This is a genomic window from Streptomyces sp. NPDC043738, from assembly GCF_056436545.1.
This window is the reverse complement of record NZ_JBWKCJ010000039.1, coordinates 43834-59045: the sequence shown is the minus strand read 5'-3', so window position 1 is coordinate 59045 and position 15212 is coordinate 43834. Positions and strand designations below refer to the sequence as shown.

Genomic DNA, 15212 nt, shown 5'->3' with positions numbered 1-15212 from the left:
CCATCGCTTCAGTTGCGAGGTGGAATCACGATAGTTATGGTCTCTAACAGAAGTGAGGGAGTGAAGCGAAGCCAAGACCTCCGCTCCACCGCCTTCGCCCGCCGCTGATCCGATCCACCCACCGCCCTCCCGGAGAGAAGGAACCGCCATGTCTGTTGCCGCACGCCGTCTCCATGCCGTTCTGGGTGCCGGCCCGGCCGGCACCACGCTCGCCGCCGAGCTCGCCCGCCAGGGCAAGGCCGTACGACTGGTCAGCCGCTCGGCGCCGGACGGCGCCCCCGACGGCGTGCAGCGCCGTGCCGCCGATGTGAGCACGCGCGACGGGGCGCTGGCCGCCGTCGAGGGCGCCGATGTCGTGTACCACTGCGTGAACGTCGCCTATCACCAGCAGACCGAGGTCATGCCCCGGGTGCAGCAGGCGGTGCTGAACGCCGTCGAGGTCACCGGGGCACGGCTGGTGGTCCTGGACACGCTGTATCCGTACGGCCCGACGCGCGGTGAGGTGATGACTGAGGACACTCCCTGGCGGGCGACGAGCCGCAAGGGAGTGATGCGGGCGCAGCTGGACGAGGCATACCTCGCCGCTCACCGTGCGGGGCGGGCCCGTGTCGCCCTCGGCCGGTCGGCCGACTTCGTCGGTCCCGGCGTGCTCAACTCGACGCTCGGCGGCGCGGTGTTCCCGCCCGCGCTGACCGGCGGCGAGGTGCTCGCGCTGGGCGACATCGACCTCCCGCACAGCTACACGGCCATCCAGGACGTGGCGACGGGACTGGCCGCCCTCGGCGAAGACCCGGACGGCGAGGGCCGGGTGTGGCATCTGCCCACCGCACCCGCCCGTACCACCCGCGAGATCCACTCGATGATCGAGGAGCGGGTGGGCCGGCCGCTGCGGCGGGTGGTGCTCACCGAGCCGCGCCCTTTCGGGCCGTTCGATGCGACCTTCATGGACGAGTACGCGGAGATGTTCTACCAGCACACCGAGCCGCAGATCGTGGACTCCTCGGCGTTCGAGCGGTCCTTCGGCCTCCGTCCGACGCCGCTGGATGCGACCCTCGATGCCACCCTCGGCTGGTTCCGCACGCTGATGGCCGGTGCGCGGAACTGACCTGCCGCACCCGGTCGGTGGCCCCCGGAGCGGCCGGCCCGGTGCCGACGCCGCCGGACGGTAAGTCGTGGTCGGATGAGCGGCACGCGTTCCAGGCAGGCGTTCCGGGCAAAGGGTGTTTCGGCAGGCCGGAGCCGTACCGGCAGTCCGCCCTTCCGCATCGGCCCGGATGCGTCGCCGTGCGGTCGGCCGACCCCGCACCCTCGGACTCGGACATCGCCGGGAACACGGAGAGCGCACGTCCCGGCGAGCAACCGAGCCCCCGTCCTCCCCCCTCTGCGTTCGTCACACTTCCGTCAATCTCGCCAGTCGGGACGCACGATGAAGGACGACGTTACGAGTCGCGACCCGGGCCGTTATTAGAGCACCTGTACTCATCGCTCCCCCTGGAGGAACCCTGAATCCCTCAACCGCCCCCATGGAGGGACCCGCCGCGTTCGAATATCGGCCCTGCGGACCGTGCCTCCCCACCACCGACACCAGGACGGCACACCCGTGAAAGAGGACAACTCACCACTCGGCTCCGCCCCGCCGCCGGAGCACGGGCGGGCGAACGCGTCGGCACTGATCCACGACGGGGCCGGCGCATACCTGCTGCACCTGCGGGACGAGCGTCCGGGGATCTGGGAGCCGGGGTGCTGGTCCCTGCTCGGCGGCGGCCGTGAACCAGGCGACCGGTCACTGGAGGACACCGTCCGCCGCGAACTGCGGGAAGAGGCCGGCCTCGACATCGACCTTGCCCCCTTCGCCAGGGAAGAAGCCCACAGCGGTGACGGCACCGTCGTCCCGATCCGGATCTTCACGGGCCGGTGGGCCGGCGACCCGGCGACGCTGCCGCTGACCGAGGGCGTCATGCTGCACTGGTTTCGTCCAGAAGTCATGCCGCGCCTGCGGATGGCTCCGTCGACCCGCAGTCTGATCCGCCGCCACGCCGAGAGGCATCCCGCCACCCACCGGCCTCCCCACCCGCGCGGGCTCGCTCCGGCCTCGGATGGGCGAGCCGTGTCCCATGTCATCGGGGTCCACCTCTACCTGGAGAACAGCGAAGGCGAGGTGCTGCTCGGACTGCGCCACCCCGACTCCGCCTACGCGGGCTCGACATGGCACTTCCTGGCCGGCCACTGCGAGCAAGAATCCGCCGTCGCCTGCCTCGTGCGCGAAGCCCAGGAAGAAGCGGGCCTGGTGATCGACCCGCGCGACGTCGAGTATGTGCACGCGGTCCACCTCGTCGACTCACCCGGGAGCCGGCCGCGCCTGCAGATGGTCTTCCGCGCCCGGCGCTGGGCGGGCGTGCCGGCGATTCGCGAGCCCGACAGGTGCCTGAGCTGGCGCTGGTGGCGGCCGGAGGCGCTTCCGGAGCCGATCGTGCCCTACACCCGTGCCGCCGTCGAGGCGATCCAGGAAGGCCGCCACTACACCGAGATGGGATGGTCATGACCGATCAGACGGCGGGTACCCCTGAGGCGTCCTTCAGGGCGGTGGAGAAGGGGCGCCCCAGGCCGCAGGCGGTCGTCGGCGCGTGCGTGGTGGTCACCGACAGCTCGGGACGGGTGCTGCTGGGCCGGTCGACCAGCGGGATCTGGGAGCTTCCCGGTGGGCGCGTGGAGCCGGGGGAGCACGTCACCGCAACGGCCGTGCGGGAACTGGCGGAGGAGACCGGACTGACGGCCGAGCTGAGCGACGCGCACCTCCTGACGATCCTCCACGACGACCGGGAGGACGTCAGGCGCCTGTCCGCGGTGGTCCGTGTCGCCGCGTGGTCGGGGACTCTCGCCCTGCCCGAACCGCACCGGTTCCAGCGTTGGGAGTGGCACGACCCGCACTCCCTCGCCGCCCTCGGGCCGGTCTTCGTACCGTCCGCCCAGGCACTGGAAGCGGTGTGGCCGGGTGTCCTGCCCGGCCTGTCACCAGTGCACGGCTACCCGATCGACGGCAGCCCCGCCGGTGGCCGGAAACAGCAGACGGCCACGTCGCCGCAGCCGGCACCGCCGCACTCGCAAGGACGCCCCACCCTGGACGGATACGTCTGGGACACCGTTGGGCATCTGGCCCGTCGCTTCACCGCGCACGACGACGAGCGCGGGCTGGATCACGAGCAGCAGTGGACGCTGCAGGTGCTGAAGATCGCCGAGGAGACCGGCGAGGCCTCGCAGGCCGTCATCGGTGTGCGCGGTACCAATCCCCGCAAGGGCGACAGCCACACCTGGCAGGACGTGCACGCCGAGGTCGCGGACGTGGTCATCACCGGTCTGGTCACCCTCGCGCGTATGCGACCCGACGACGCGGCGGAGTATCTGCAGCGCCAACTGGCCGCGAAATCAGGCCGGTTCCTGGCGCCGGGCACCGTATCCGAAGACGCACCGTGATCACGGCCCTGCCAGGCGCGGGAGACATTGAAAGTTAGGTTAGGCTTACCTAAGTAGCTGTCACTGGTTGCGACTCCCTACCTTCGCCTGGAGCGCGGCATGCTGCGCGCCCTCCCGGTGGCGATGGACCGCTACGGCGTGACCCTGCGCCTCGAATACCCCGACACCCACCACGACGTCCGGCTGCCGTTCAAGACCCCGGTGACCGACATCGACCAGTCCGGCCCCCAGATCCACGCCCTCCTGGCCACGGCACGCCGCCTCTCCCATGCCCACCACCTGCCGGCCTGACCGCCGGGCAGCACCGGGGGCCGTCGGGGCGGCAGGTGATCGCATAGGCAACGGTCCCCCACAACGGTGAACTTGCTGCCGGCTCTCGCAGTCCAGCCGCCTCGCCGGTCCAACCAAAAGCCCTGTTCGTTGCGTTGACGCGGCTTCACGAGGCCGGTGCCGGCGCGGCCGGTGCGAAGTCCTGCCCCCTCGTGCCGCGCCTGGACTTCTTGGAGCATTGCGGTGTCGGCACCACTGGGCAGCGGCGACGCCGAGCCGCGCAGGTCTCCGTCTCCTAGGGCGCGCCTTTCGCACGAAAGAGCGGCGGAGCCCTCAGAGCCGCTCACTTGTTGCTCGGTCGCCCCGGCACCATGTGAGGAGCGCGGATGAGCGCCAGCAACGCACCTGGCCGGTACCAGCCGATCGCCATCGTGGGGGCCGCCTGCCGATTGCCCGGTGACATCGGCGATCTGGACGGCTTGTGGCAGGCGCTGGAAGCGGGCCGGGACCTGATCGGTGAAGCGCCCGCCGAGCGGTTCGACGCCGGCCGGTTCATCGACACGAGCATGCCGCGCACGGGCAAGAGCTATACCGCCGCGGGCGGTTTCCTCTCCGACATCGCCTCCTTCGATGCCGAGTACTTCGGCATCACGCCGAGAGAGGCGGCGCAACTGGATCCACAGCATCGGCTGCTGCTGGAGCTGGCGGCGGAGGCGCTGGACGACGCCGCGATCGCCCCGCGCGTGCTGGCGGGTTCGGGCACGGCGGTCTACGTCGGGATCTGCGACGCCTCCTACGGTGCGCTGCAGTTCATGAGGCCGCGCTCGGTGAACGCCTACACCATGGCAGGAGCCTCGTCCTCGCTGGCGGCGAACCGTCTCTCGCACTACCTGGACCTGCGCGGCCCCAGTATGGCGATCGACACGGCCTGCTCGTCCTCGCTGGTGGCTCTGGACCGCGCGTGCCGCACGCTGTGGGACGGCACCAGCCGTACGGCGCTCGCCGCGGGGGCGAACGTGCTGCTCAGCCCGTATCACTATGTGGGGTTCTCGCAGGCGTCCATGCTCTCGCAGCGGGGCAGGTGCGCGGCCTTCTCCGCCGAGGCGGACGGCTTCGTACGGGCCGAGGGGGGCGGGCTGGTCGTCCTCAAGAGGCTGGCGGACGCGTGGGCGGACGGCGACCGGGTGCACGGGGTGATCCTCGGCAGCGGCTCCAACTGCGGTGGCCGCACGGCAGGGGTCTCCCTGCCCAACCCCGAGGCGCAGGAAGACCTGTTGCGCGAGGTGTACGAGCAGGCCGGCGTCCGGCCCGATGAGTTGGTCTATCTGGAGGCGCACGGCACCGGCACCCTGGTCGGGGACCCGGCCGAGTGCCGCGCCATCGGCCGTGCGCTGGGCGCCCGTCGGCGGGTGGGGGCATTGCCGATCGGGTCGGTGAAGTCGAACCTGGGCCATCTGGAGCCCGCCTCCGGCATCGCCGGGCTGCTCAAGGCGCTGCTGGTGCTGCGCCACGGCACCGTTCCGGCTTCGCTGCACTCCCAGCCGGCCAACCCCGACATCGACTTCGCCGGACTGAACCTGGCGCCGGTGGCGAAGGCCCGTCCCCTGCCGGTCGCATCCCGCCCCGTGGTGGGCGTCAACTCCTTCGGGTTCGGCGGTGCCAACGCGCATGTCATCGTCGCCGCCGAACCGGCGGATCCCGATGCCGCGGGAGCGGCGACCTCCACCACGGGCACGGCCCTTCCGGTGCTGGTGTCGGCGCGCACCCCGCAGGCGCTCCGTGCGGCGGTGGCCCGTATGACCGAACGGCTGGCACGGACCGAGCCGGATCGGTTCTACGACCTCGCCTACACCGCGACCATGCGACGGGGCGCGCACCGGCACCGTGCGGTGGTGATCGCGGACGGGCCGAGGGAGGCGGCGGGTCGGCTGGCGGCGACCTTCCCGGGAGAAGAGGGCGAGGAGGCACGTGGGGAGAGCGGCGGGGCGATCGGCGAGGCGACGGAGCGCGGCCGGGTGGCGTTCGTCTTCTCCGGGAACGGGTCGCAGTGGGCGGGCATGGGCGCCGGCCTCGTGGACGGCGACGGGCCCTTCTCCACCGCCCTGGCGGCGGTGGACGCGGCGCTGCTGCCGCATCTGGGCTGGTCGGTGGCGGAGAAGCTGGGCACGGTCACGGAGACCGAGCTGGCGGCGACCGAGGTCGCCCAGCCGCTGCTGTTCGCCGTGCAGGTCGCGCTGGCGGCCGCGCTGCGTGAGCGCGGCGTCACCCCGTCGGCCGTGCTCGGACACAGCGTGGGCGAGGTGGCCGCCGCCCACGTGGCCGGGGCGCTGAGCCTTCGGCAGGCGGCACGGGTCATCGCGGAGCGGTCCCGCGCCCAGGCGGAGACCGCCGGCAGCGGCCGGATGGCGGCCCTCGCCCTGCCGCAGGAGAGGGCCGCTGAGGTTCTGTCCGATCACCCGGAGTTGGTGGTCGCGGCCGTCAACTCCGACCGGGACGTCACGGTCTCGGGCCCCGAGACGCAACTTCGGTACCTGGCAGCCGATATGAGCGCCCGGGGCACCGTCTGCACGATGCTGGAACTGGACTACGCCTTCCACAGCGCGGCCATGGACCCCCTCCGCGAGCCGCTGCTGCGAGCCCTCGCAGGCCTGGCGCCCGCCCCGGCCCACGTGCCGCTGTTCTCCACGGTGACGGGGCAGCGGATCGACGGCACCGAGCTGGACGCTGCCTACTGGTGGCGGAACGTGCGCGAGCCGGTGCGGTTCGGCCCCGCGGTCGAGGCCGTGTTGGACCACGCCGCGGACATCCTTCTGGAACTGGGCCCGCACCCGGTCCTGCGGCCCTACCTGCGCCGCGCCGGCGGTCGCAGAGGCGCGGGGTCCTCGGCAGTCGTGCCCACGCTGCGCCGCGCGACGGATGGTGGCCAGGCGCTGCGTAGGGCGGTCGAGGCGACCATGGCCGCCGGCGCCGGCATCGACTGGACGGCGTACTTCCCGCGTCCGGGCCGGGTGGTGGACCTCCCCGCCTACCCCTGGCAGCGCGAGCGCCACTGGAACGGCACCCTGCACGACTGGGTGCGCAGCAGCGGCAACGGCCAGGTGGAGCACCCCCTGCTGGGTGAGCGGATGCCCGGCCCGCACCCGGTGTGGCACGGCGCCGTCGAACCGGCACTGGTGCCATGGATGGCCGATCACAAGCTGGCGGGATCGGTCGTCGTACCCGCCGCCGCCTACCTGGAGATGCTCCTGGCGTCGGGCGAACGGGCGCTGGGGGCGGCGGTGTCGGTGGACCGGATGGAGATCAGCAGCCCGCTGACCATCCCTTGGGCCGAGGCCTCCGGCGTCCACACCCAGCTCGCGCTGAACCCGGATGACGGAGTGGTGACCATCACCAGCACCGACGAGGGCGCCGGCGATCCGCGGCCGCATGTGCGCGCACGGGTCCGACAGCGCATCGGCAGCGCTCCCGGGCCCCTGGATCCGGCCGGCATCCGGGCCCGCTGCACGCGCCGCATCCCCGCCGCCGACCAGTACGCGGTGCTCGCGGAGCGGGGGCTGGCATACGGACCGGCGTTCCAGGTCCTGACCGAGCTGCACGTGGGGGCGGGCGAGGTGCTGGCCGCCTATCGGCTGTCCGATCCGACGCAGCGGTTCACGGCCCACCCTGTGCTGCTCGACGGCGCGCTGCAGTCCGGTGCGCCGCTGCTGGAGGGGCTGACGGCCGACGGCGACGCCTATCTGCCCTCGGCCTTCGAAGCCGTTCACATCTGGCGTGCGCCGGCAGCCGTGGGCCTGGTGCACGTACGCGAGCGGTCCCGCGACCCGGCCGAGGCGTGCTGGGACATCACCGTCACCGACGAGGACGGCGCGGTCGGCGTCGAGCTGCGGGGCTGCCGGCTGCGCCGTCTCCGCAGCCCCGTGCACGCACCCGTGACCCGGCATCACACCGTGCTCCGTGCCGCCCCGCACACCGACACCCCGCCCGCGCCGAGCCCGTTGCCCGACTCCCGGTCGATCGCCGCCGCCTGCGAGGAGCGGATCGCCGAACTGCGCCGGTCCTGGCGGCCGTTGCGGTTCACCGAGGCGGCGGAACGGATTCGGGAGTACTTCGCCGGGGTGATCACGGCAGCCCTCACGGACCTGCTGCCCGATCCCGCCGAGCCGTTCACGCCGGCGGAACTGACCGCGGCGGGCATGTTGGAGAAGTACCTCCCCCTGCTGGAGCTGGAGCTGCCGGTCCTGGAGCGGCTCGGTTTCGTCACCCGTGCGGATTCCCGCCACTGGGTGCTGACGCCCACCGAGCGGCCGTCGTCGGACATGCTCGGCGCGGCATTGCTGGACTTTCCCGCCTGCGGCAACGAAGCCGCACTGGCGGTGCGCAACACCTCGCAGCTCACACGGCTACTGCGCGGAGAGCACGACCCGCTGGAGATGTTGAACGGCGAGGGGGCGGGACACGTCCTGGAGCTGTTCTTCGACACCGCGCCCTTCTGCCGCTTCCACCACCGCATCGCGCAGGCACTGGTCGGGGAAATGGCGCGGCGCTGGCCGGCCGACCGCCCGCTGCGCGTTCTCGAAGTCGGCGCCGGCACCGGCGGCCTGTCCGGCGCACTGCTCCCCGTCCTGCCGCCCGACCGCACCACGTACCTGTACACCGACGTGTCGGCGTTCTTCCTCCCCCGCGCCCAGCAACGCTTCGCGCGCTACGACTTCGTGCGGTACCGCACCTTCGACCTCGACGTGGATCCGGTGGAGCAGGGCCTGGCCGAGGGCGGCTTCGACCTGGTGGTCGCCGCCAATGCCCTGCACACCTGCGAGGACCTCACCGCCACCCTGGAACGGATCGCCGTCCTCCTCGCCCCCGGTGGCCGCCTGCTGAGCATCGAGAACCACCACCCCGAATCGCTGCTCCCCTGGTTCGGGCTCCTGGACAGTTTCTGGCACCACCACACCGACCGCGGGCTGCGCCCTGGGGCCATCCTGCTGTCCCGTGAGGAGTGGCCACCGCTGCTGGAGCGCTGCGGCTTCACCGACATCGTCCAGACGGGGGACGACCGCGCGTCGGACCTCACCTCCGCCTCCGTCATGCTGGCCACCGCTCCCTGGAAGCCCCCTGAACCGCCGCCCGCACCGCCCGGCGGCCCCCAGGGCGCGGCCTTCGTCCTGGTCACGGAGGAGGCCGCCGAGAAGCCGCTCGCCGACTCCGTGGCGGCGCTGCTCAGCGCCGGCGGACGGTATGCGGTCCACCGCGTCCGCGCCGACGAGGACGTACGGGAATGGCGGCGGGACATCGGTGACCCGGCCGAGGACCTCCATCTGGTGCTGCTCCTGGCCGACCGCACAGCCACCGGCGTGGCCGGACTCAGCGAGCTCACCGCGCGACGGGCAACTCTGCTGTGCGGCTTGGCCCAGGCGCAGGAAGGCAGCCTCCCGCACGGGCGCACCTCGCTGTGGCTGGTGACCCGCCCCAGCGGCGCCCTCCCCTCTCCCGAGCGTGCCCAGGCTCCCGTCGACGCCGCGGCCTGGGGCATCGCCCGCACACTGAGCAACGAGTACCCGGACCTGTCGGTCCGGCGGGTCAGCCTCGAGCGGTCCGGCGACCCGGGCACCGACGCACAGCGGCTGACTCGCGAACTGCTCACGCCCTCGGACGAGGACGAGATCGCACTGACCCGCCGGGGACGATTCGTCCCCCGCGCCATGCCCCTGCCCGCCGCGCCCGCCGGTGCGGCGGACCGCTACGGCCTGTGCGTCCGCAGCCCCGGCCTCTCCTACGCCCTCGGCTGGCGGGCGTCCGAGCCCCGGCATCCGGGCGCCGGCGAGGTCACGGTGGCCGTACGGGCCGCCGCGCTGAACTATCGCGACATCATGTGTGTGACAGGACTGCTGCCGACCGAAGCCGTCGAAGCGGGGCGGTCCGCGTCACGCGGGCTGGAGTGCGCCGGCATCGTCACCGCCGTGGGACCCGGGGTCGGCACGGCAGCCGTCGGCGACCGTGTCTTCGGCCTCGCCTCCGGCTCACTCGCCTCCCATGTGACCACCCCCGCCCAGGCGTTGCAGCCCATCCCCGACGGCATGAGCTTCGAGGCCGCGGCGACCCTTCCGGTGGCGTTCTGCACCGTGCACTACAGCCTGGAGCACCTGGCGCGGCTCCGGGAGGGGGAGACGATCCTGATCCATGGCGGCGCCGGCGGTGTCGGGCTGGCCGCACTTCAATTCGCCCGCCTGCGCGGTGCGCACGTCATCGCCACTGCGGGCAACGAGACCAAACGCGATCTGCTGCGCCGGATCGGCGTCGAGCGGGTGCTGGACTCCCGCAGCCTCGACTTCGCCGCTCAGGTCATGGCCCTCCCCGGTGGGCAGGGCGTCGATGTCGTGGTCAACTCGCTCGCCGGCGAGGCCGTCGGCCGCGGTCTCGAACTGCTGCGCCCCGGCGGCCGGTTCATCGAACTGGGCAAGCGCGACATCTACCAGAACAAGCCGCTCTCCCTCGCCCCGTTCGACAACGACCTCGCCTTCTTCGGCGTCGACCTGCTCGCCCTGATGCACCGGCCCGGCGAGGCGATCGACCTGGTCGAGGCGGTCGGTGAGCGCGTGCGCAGCGGGGCCTACCGTCCGCTGCCGCACACCGTGTACCCGGCGGCCCGGGTGCGCGAGGCGTTCGAGCTGATGCAGCACTCCCGCCACATCGGCAAGGTCGTGGTCGCCTTCGATCCCCTCGACGAACCCGTCACGGTCGAGGCCGGCCCCGCCCGGCCCGCCCTGGATCCGCAGGGTACCTACCTCGTCACCGGCGGACTCGGCGGGTTCGGGGCCGCCACCGCGCACTGGCTGGCCGACCGCGGAGCCCGCCACCTCGTCCTGGTCAGCCGGCGCGGGGCGGCCGCTCCCGAGGCCCCCGCGCTGCTGGACGCACTGACCCGCGGCGGCGTGCACGTGACGGCGCGGACGGCCGACTGCACGGACCCGGCGAGCATGCGTGCCCTGCTCGACCGCATCGACGCCGGCGGGCATCCGCTGCGCGGGGTGGTGCACTGCGCCATGCACCTCGACGACGCACCGCTGAGCGAGCTGTCCGAAGAACGCTTCGCCGCCGTACTGGCGCCCAAGGCGGACGGCGCACTGGTGCTGGACCGGCTCACCCGCGACCGGCGGCTCGACCTGTTCCTGCTGATCTCCTCGGAGGCCGCATACTTCGGCAACCTGCACCAGGCGCCGTACGTCGCGGGCAACCTCTTCCTCGAAGCCCTGGTACGCCGGCGGCGCGCAGCCGGGCTCCCGGCCCGGGCCGTCGCCTGGGGAGCGCTCGGCGAGACCGGATACGTCGTCCGCAACAACCTGACCGCCCAGCTCTCCGCCGTCGGGTTGGAACCCCTCGGTCTGCGCGATGCGTTCGCCGCCGTGGACGATCTGCTCACCCGCGACACCGAGGTGGTCGGAGTCGCCCGCGTCAACTGGGCCCGGGCCCGCGCTCTCCTCCCCGCCCTGGACGCCCCACGCCACAGCCTGCTGATGCCGTCGCACGGCGAGACGGACGGCCGGTCCCACGAAGGGCTCCTCGCCACCCTGGCCGCCCTGCCCCCGGAAGAGGCCCGTGCCGCGCTGCAGGACGCCGTCACCGAGCTGCTGGCCAGGGTCATGCAGATGGACCCGGACGCCCTCGATCCGCGCCGCAGGCTGGACGAGTACGGGCTCGACTCCCTCATGGCCGCCGAACTCCTGACGTCCTTGCGCCATCAGTTCGACATCGACATCCCCCCGATGGAACTGCTGCGCAGCAGCCGCACCGTCGAGGGGCTCACCACCCTGCTCCATCTGCGCCTCGGTATGACCCACGACCAGGGGCCGGCCACGAACGGGCCCCCGGCCGGGGCCGCCGATCCGCCCGCCCAGCGGTCCGTGACTCCCGGGCCTCCCGCACTGCCCGTACCGCGAGCTTGAAAGGGACAGCGATATGCAACAGCGGCCACCCGCACGAGCGTCGGCCCTGGAGACGGTTCTGCTGGGCGTCACCGTCCTGATCCCCACCCTGGCCCAGGGGGCGATCCTGCGCCGCCCCCGTATGGTCCGCCTCGCCGCCAGATTCGACACCAACCGCAGCGCCCATCGCACTCTGGCGCGCCTGCGCCGACGGCACGGCGCGGGCCCGGTCTCGGTCGCCGTTCCCGGGCGGCGGGTACTCCTGCTGCTCTCCCCTGAAGACGCCCGCCACATGTTCACCGCCACCCCCGCCACCCTCACCCCCGCCGCCCGGGAGAAGGCCGGCGGCCTGCGTCACTTCGAACCCGACGGAGTGCTGATCTCCCCCGGCGAAGTCCGCCCCGAGCGCCGCGCGTTCAACGAGGCCGTCCTCGACTGGGGCGCCCCCGCGCACCGGCTCTTCCCGGCCCTCACCCCCCGTATCCGTGCGGAGGCCCAGGCCCTCCTCGACCTCCACCGCGGATCGGGCCGGCCCCTGGACTGGGACGACTTCTCCGCGGCCTTCTGGCGCATCATCCGCCGCGTCGTGCTCGGCGACGCCGCCCGCGACGACCACCGCATCACCGAACTGCTGGCCGCACTGCGCGCCGACGCCAACTGGCTCAGTCTGCGCAGGCCGAAGGAGCGGACCCGCGAGGCGTTCCTCGCCGGCGTGCGCGCGTATGTGGACCGTGCCGAACCCGACAGCCTGGCCGCCCTGGTCGCCGCCACCCCGTGCACCGAAGGGGCCGAACCCGCGGGGCAGATCCCGCACTGGCTCTTCGCCTACGATGCCGCCGCCATCGCCACGTACAGCGCCCTCGCCCTCCTGGCCGGCCACCCCGAGCACGCCGACCGCGTGCACACCGAGATCGACGGCACCGAACCCGACCGGCCGGCCACCGCCGACGCACTGCCCCTGCTGCGTGCCTGCGTCCTGGAGTCGCTGCGGCTGTGGCCCACCTCGCTGGCCATCCTCCGCGACACCACCGCGGAGACCACGTGGCACAACGGCGCCACCACCCCGGTCGGTACCGGTGTCGTCTTCTACAGCTCCTTCTTCCACCGTGACGCCCGGCATCTGCCGCACGCCGACCAGTTCGAGCCCGACGCCTGGCTCGACGGCCGCAACCAGGACAACTGGGCGCTGGCTCCCTTCAGCCGCGGCCCCGCGAAGTGCCCGGGGCAGGACCTCGTTCTCTTCACCGCCGCGACGTTCCTCGCCGCCCTCCTGCGCGACCACAGGGCTCTCCTGCTGCTCCCCCGGCGCCCCCTCGTCCCACCGGCCCCGCTGCCCCACACCATCGACCACACCGCGCTCCGCTTCGCGCTGGCTCCCAAGTAGCGGCGGCGAACCGCGTTCCTACGGCGCCGGTGTGGCCTCGGTGTACTTCCTGATGAGTTCGTAGGAGCGGATGCGGTCGTCGAGGTCGTAGACGGGAGTGGTCAGCATCAGTTCGTCCGCTCCGGTCGCACCGGCCAGTTCCGCGAGCCGGGTCACGACGGTCTCGGGTGTCCCGACGGCCTGCTGCGCGCGGAAGGCGGTCAGCGCCCGCCGCTCCTCCGGCGTGAAGGGGTGGGCGGCCGCGTCCTCGGGCGTGGGGAAGGGGGTCTCGCTGAGGCCCTTGAGGAGGCCGGCCTTGACCACGTTCATCGGCCCGCCCCGCCATGCGGCCTCCTCCTCCGTCTCGGCGCACACCGTCTCGACGCAGAGCAGGACCCGAGGTCGCTCGCACCAACGGGACGGAACGAAGTCGGCACGGTAACGCTCCAGCGCCGCCTGGGTGTTGTCCGGACGGATGTGGTGTGCGAGGGCGATCGGCAGGCCGAGGCTCGCCGCGAGAGCGGCGCCGGCGGTGCTGGAGGCCAGTAGCCACGGCTCGGGCAGCGGGTCGAGTGCTACTTCGTCGACCAGGAAGGACAGGATCGCGGCCACGTCGTCGTGGTACTCCGCGTCCGTCGTCGGTCCTGCGCCGCGGCGCAGGGCCCGTGCGGTGGTCTCGTCGAAGGTGCCGGGGCCACGGCCGATACCCAGGTCGATGCGGCCCTGGTGCAGGGCGGCCAGGGTTCCGAACTGCTCCGCCAGTGCGAGGGGGGCATGGTTGGGTGCCAGTACGCCGCCCGAACCGAAGCGGATGGCCGAGGTCGAGGCGGCGGCGTGCGCGGTCAGCACGACTGGCGGAAAAGCGCCGATGGCGGGCGAGTGGTGGTGCTCGGCGTACCAGACCCGGTGGTAGCCCAGCCGCTCCATTGCCTGCGCGAAGGCGGTGGTGTCGCGCAGGGTCTTCTCGGCTCGGGTCCCGGTTTGGACCATTGCGACTTCCAGCGCTGAAAGCGGTACATCGATCATGCCGCCAGCATAGGGATCGGGTGTTCGGCGAGGGGGCGGCGATCCGTCTGTTCTCGGCCACACGACGAGGGCCTGCGCCGCGAGTTGGAGCGATGAGATGTGGCGGGGCTGGTGAGGTGTGGGGGGGCGGGGTGTGCGCGCGGAGCCTGCGCTCAGTCCCCGGAGGCCCCGAAGGCTCCGAAGGCCTCGCGCAGCGCCGCGGCGAAGTCCGCCGGGTGTGTCAGGAAGCCCACATGTCCGCCGGGGAACTCCACGATCCCGCTGCCGACCCGCTCCTCCAGGGCCCGCGCCGTACGGTGCAGGAGCGTCTTGGGCCCCCCGCCGCCGACCACCAGGGCGAACGGGCCGGCGCGCAGCGCCTCGAAGTCCGGCCGGAAGCGGACGAACGAGCGCAGCTCGTACGCCAGACAGGTCTCCATGTTGGCCCGGATGCGGGACAACATCTGCTGCACGGGTACGGGCAGGTTCTGCGCTGCCTGCGGCGGTGCGTCCACGCCGATCGCCGTACTGAACTTCCGCATCGCGGGGTCGAGGCCCTCGCGCTCGTACAGCTCGTACACCTCCTGGAAGAGGTCGTGCCAGTGATGGGCGTCGGGCAGCAGGTCGATGACGAACGGATCGTGTGCCACCAGGGCCCGCACCTGACCGGGGTGCCGGGCCAGGAGGTCCATGCCGATCATGCCGCCGTAACTCGTGCCGAAGACATACGCCGGCTCCTCACCGGCGACCGCGTCGAGCAGGAGGTGGGCGTCGTGGCCGTGCTCCTCGATCCGCTGTGCCCGGGGCGGGCCGGTGAGGCGGCTGCGGGAGTTGCCGCGCAGGTCGAAGGTGACGACGGTGTAGTCGTCCGCCAGGAGGCCGGCCAGCGGCGCGAACATGGCCGCGTCCGCGTCACCACCGTTGACGAGCAGCAGCGGCGGGCCAGAGCCGCGCACTTCGTAGTAGATCTCGGCCTCGGGAACGGTCAACGTGTCCGTCTTCATAGGACTTTCAGGGTGCACCGATGAGGTGGTGCGGGGCAATGACCTGATAACGTCGCCGTACACATGACCGACCGAGGAGGTGAGACCCGTTACCGCTGTATCAGGCCGGGTGCTCTCCTCCCACATGGCTGTGCGGTTCATCTGACGTAGGTGGCCCCGGGAGCGCCCGCAGGCATCCCG

The 15212-nt window shown here is 72.3% G+C and carries 7 protein-coding genes and 1 pseudogene; 6 read left to right on the top strand and 2 right to left on the bottom strand.

Going from position 1 to position 15212, the window contains the following annotated elements; genetic code table 11:
* Positions 1–148 precede the first annotated feature (148 nt).
* The 6 genes and pseudogenes from AC0680_RS34120 to AC0680_RS34095 all read left to right on the top strand — a co-directional run bounded on the left by AC0680_RS34120 (position 149) and on the right by AC0680_RS34095 (position 13044).
* Entirely contained in the window at positions 149–1105 is a 957-nt protein-coding gene (locus tag AC0680_RS34120) for an NAD-dependent epimerase/dehydratase family protein (protein WP_478636689.1), read from the top strand.
* Positions 1106–1600: 495 nt separating this feature from the next.
* Positions 1601–2542, top strand: coding sequence for an NUDIX domain-containing protein (locus AC0680_RS34115; RefSeq protein ID WP_478636687.1), 942 nt, complete (start codon positions 1601–1603; stop codon positions 2540–2542).
* Positions 2539–3471, top strand: a complete 933-nt coding sequence (locus AC0680_RS34110) for an NUDIX domain-containing protein (protein ID WP_478636685.1) — start codon at positions 2539–2541, stop codon at positions 3469–3471. The genes AC0680_RS34115 and AC0680_RS34110 overlap by 4 nt, the downstream gene beginning before the upstream one ends.
* Positions 3472–3555: 84 nt before the next feature.
* Positions 3556–3762: pseudogene (locus AC0680_RS34105) on the top strand (DUF2470 domain-containing protein); the annotation flags it as partial.
* 365 nt (positions 3763–4127) lie between these two features.
* Positions 4128–11681, top strand: coding sequence for an SDR family NAD(P)-dependent oxidoreductase (locus tag AC0680_RS34100; protein ID WP_478636683.1), 7554 nt, complete (start codon positions 4128–4130; stop codon positions 11679–11681).
* A 13-nt stretch (positions 11682–11694) separates the two neighbouring features.
* Positions 11695–13044: a cytochrome P450 gene (locus AC0680_RS34095; protein ID WP_478636682.1), complete on the top strand. Its 1350-nt coding sequence runs from the start codon at positions 11695–11697 to the stop codon at positions 13042–13044.
* A gap of 18 nt (positions 13045–13062) precedes the next feature.
* Here the strand turns inward: AC0680_RS34095 and AC0680_RS34090 are convergent, their stop codons facing one another.
* Positions 13063–14049: an MsnO8 family LLM class oxidoreductase gene (locus AC0680_RS34090; protein WP_478636680.1), complete on the bottom strand. Its 987-nt coding sequence runs from the start codon at positions 14047–14049 to the stop codon at positions 13063–13065.
* Positions 14050–14201: 152 nt separating this feature from the next.
* Entirely contained in the window at positions 14202–15032 is an 831-nt protein-coding gene (locus tag AC0680_RS34085; protein WP_478636678.1) for an alpha/beta fold hydrolase, read from the bottom strand.
* Positions 15033–15212 lie beyond the last annotated feature (180 nt).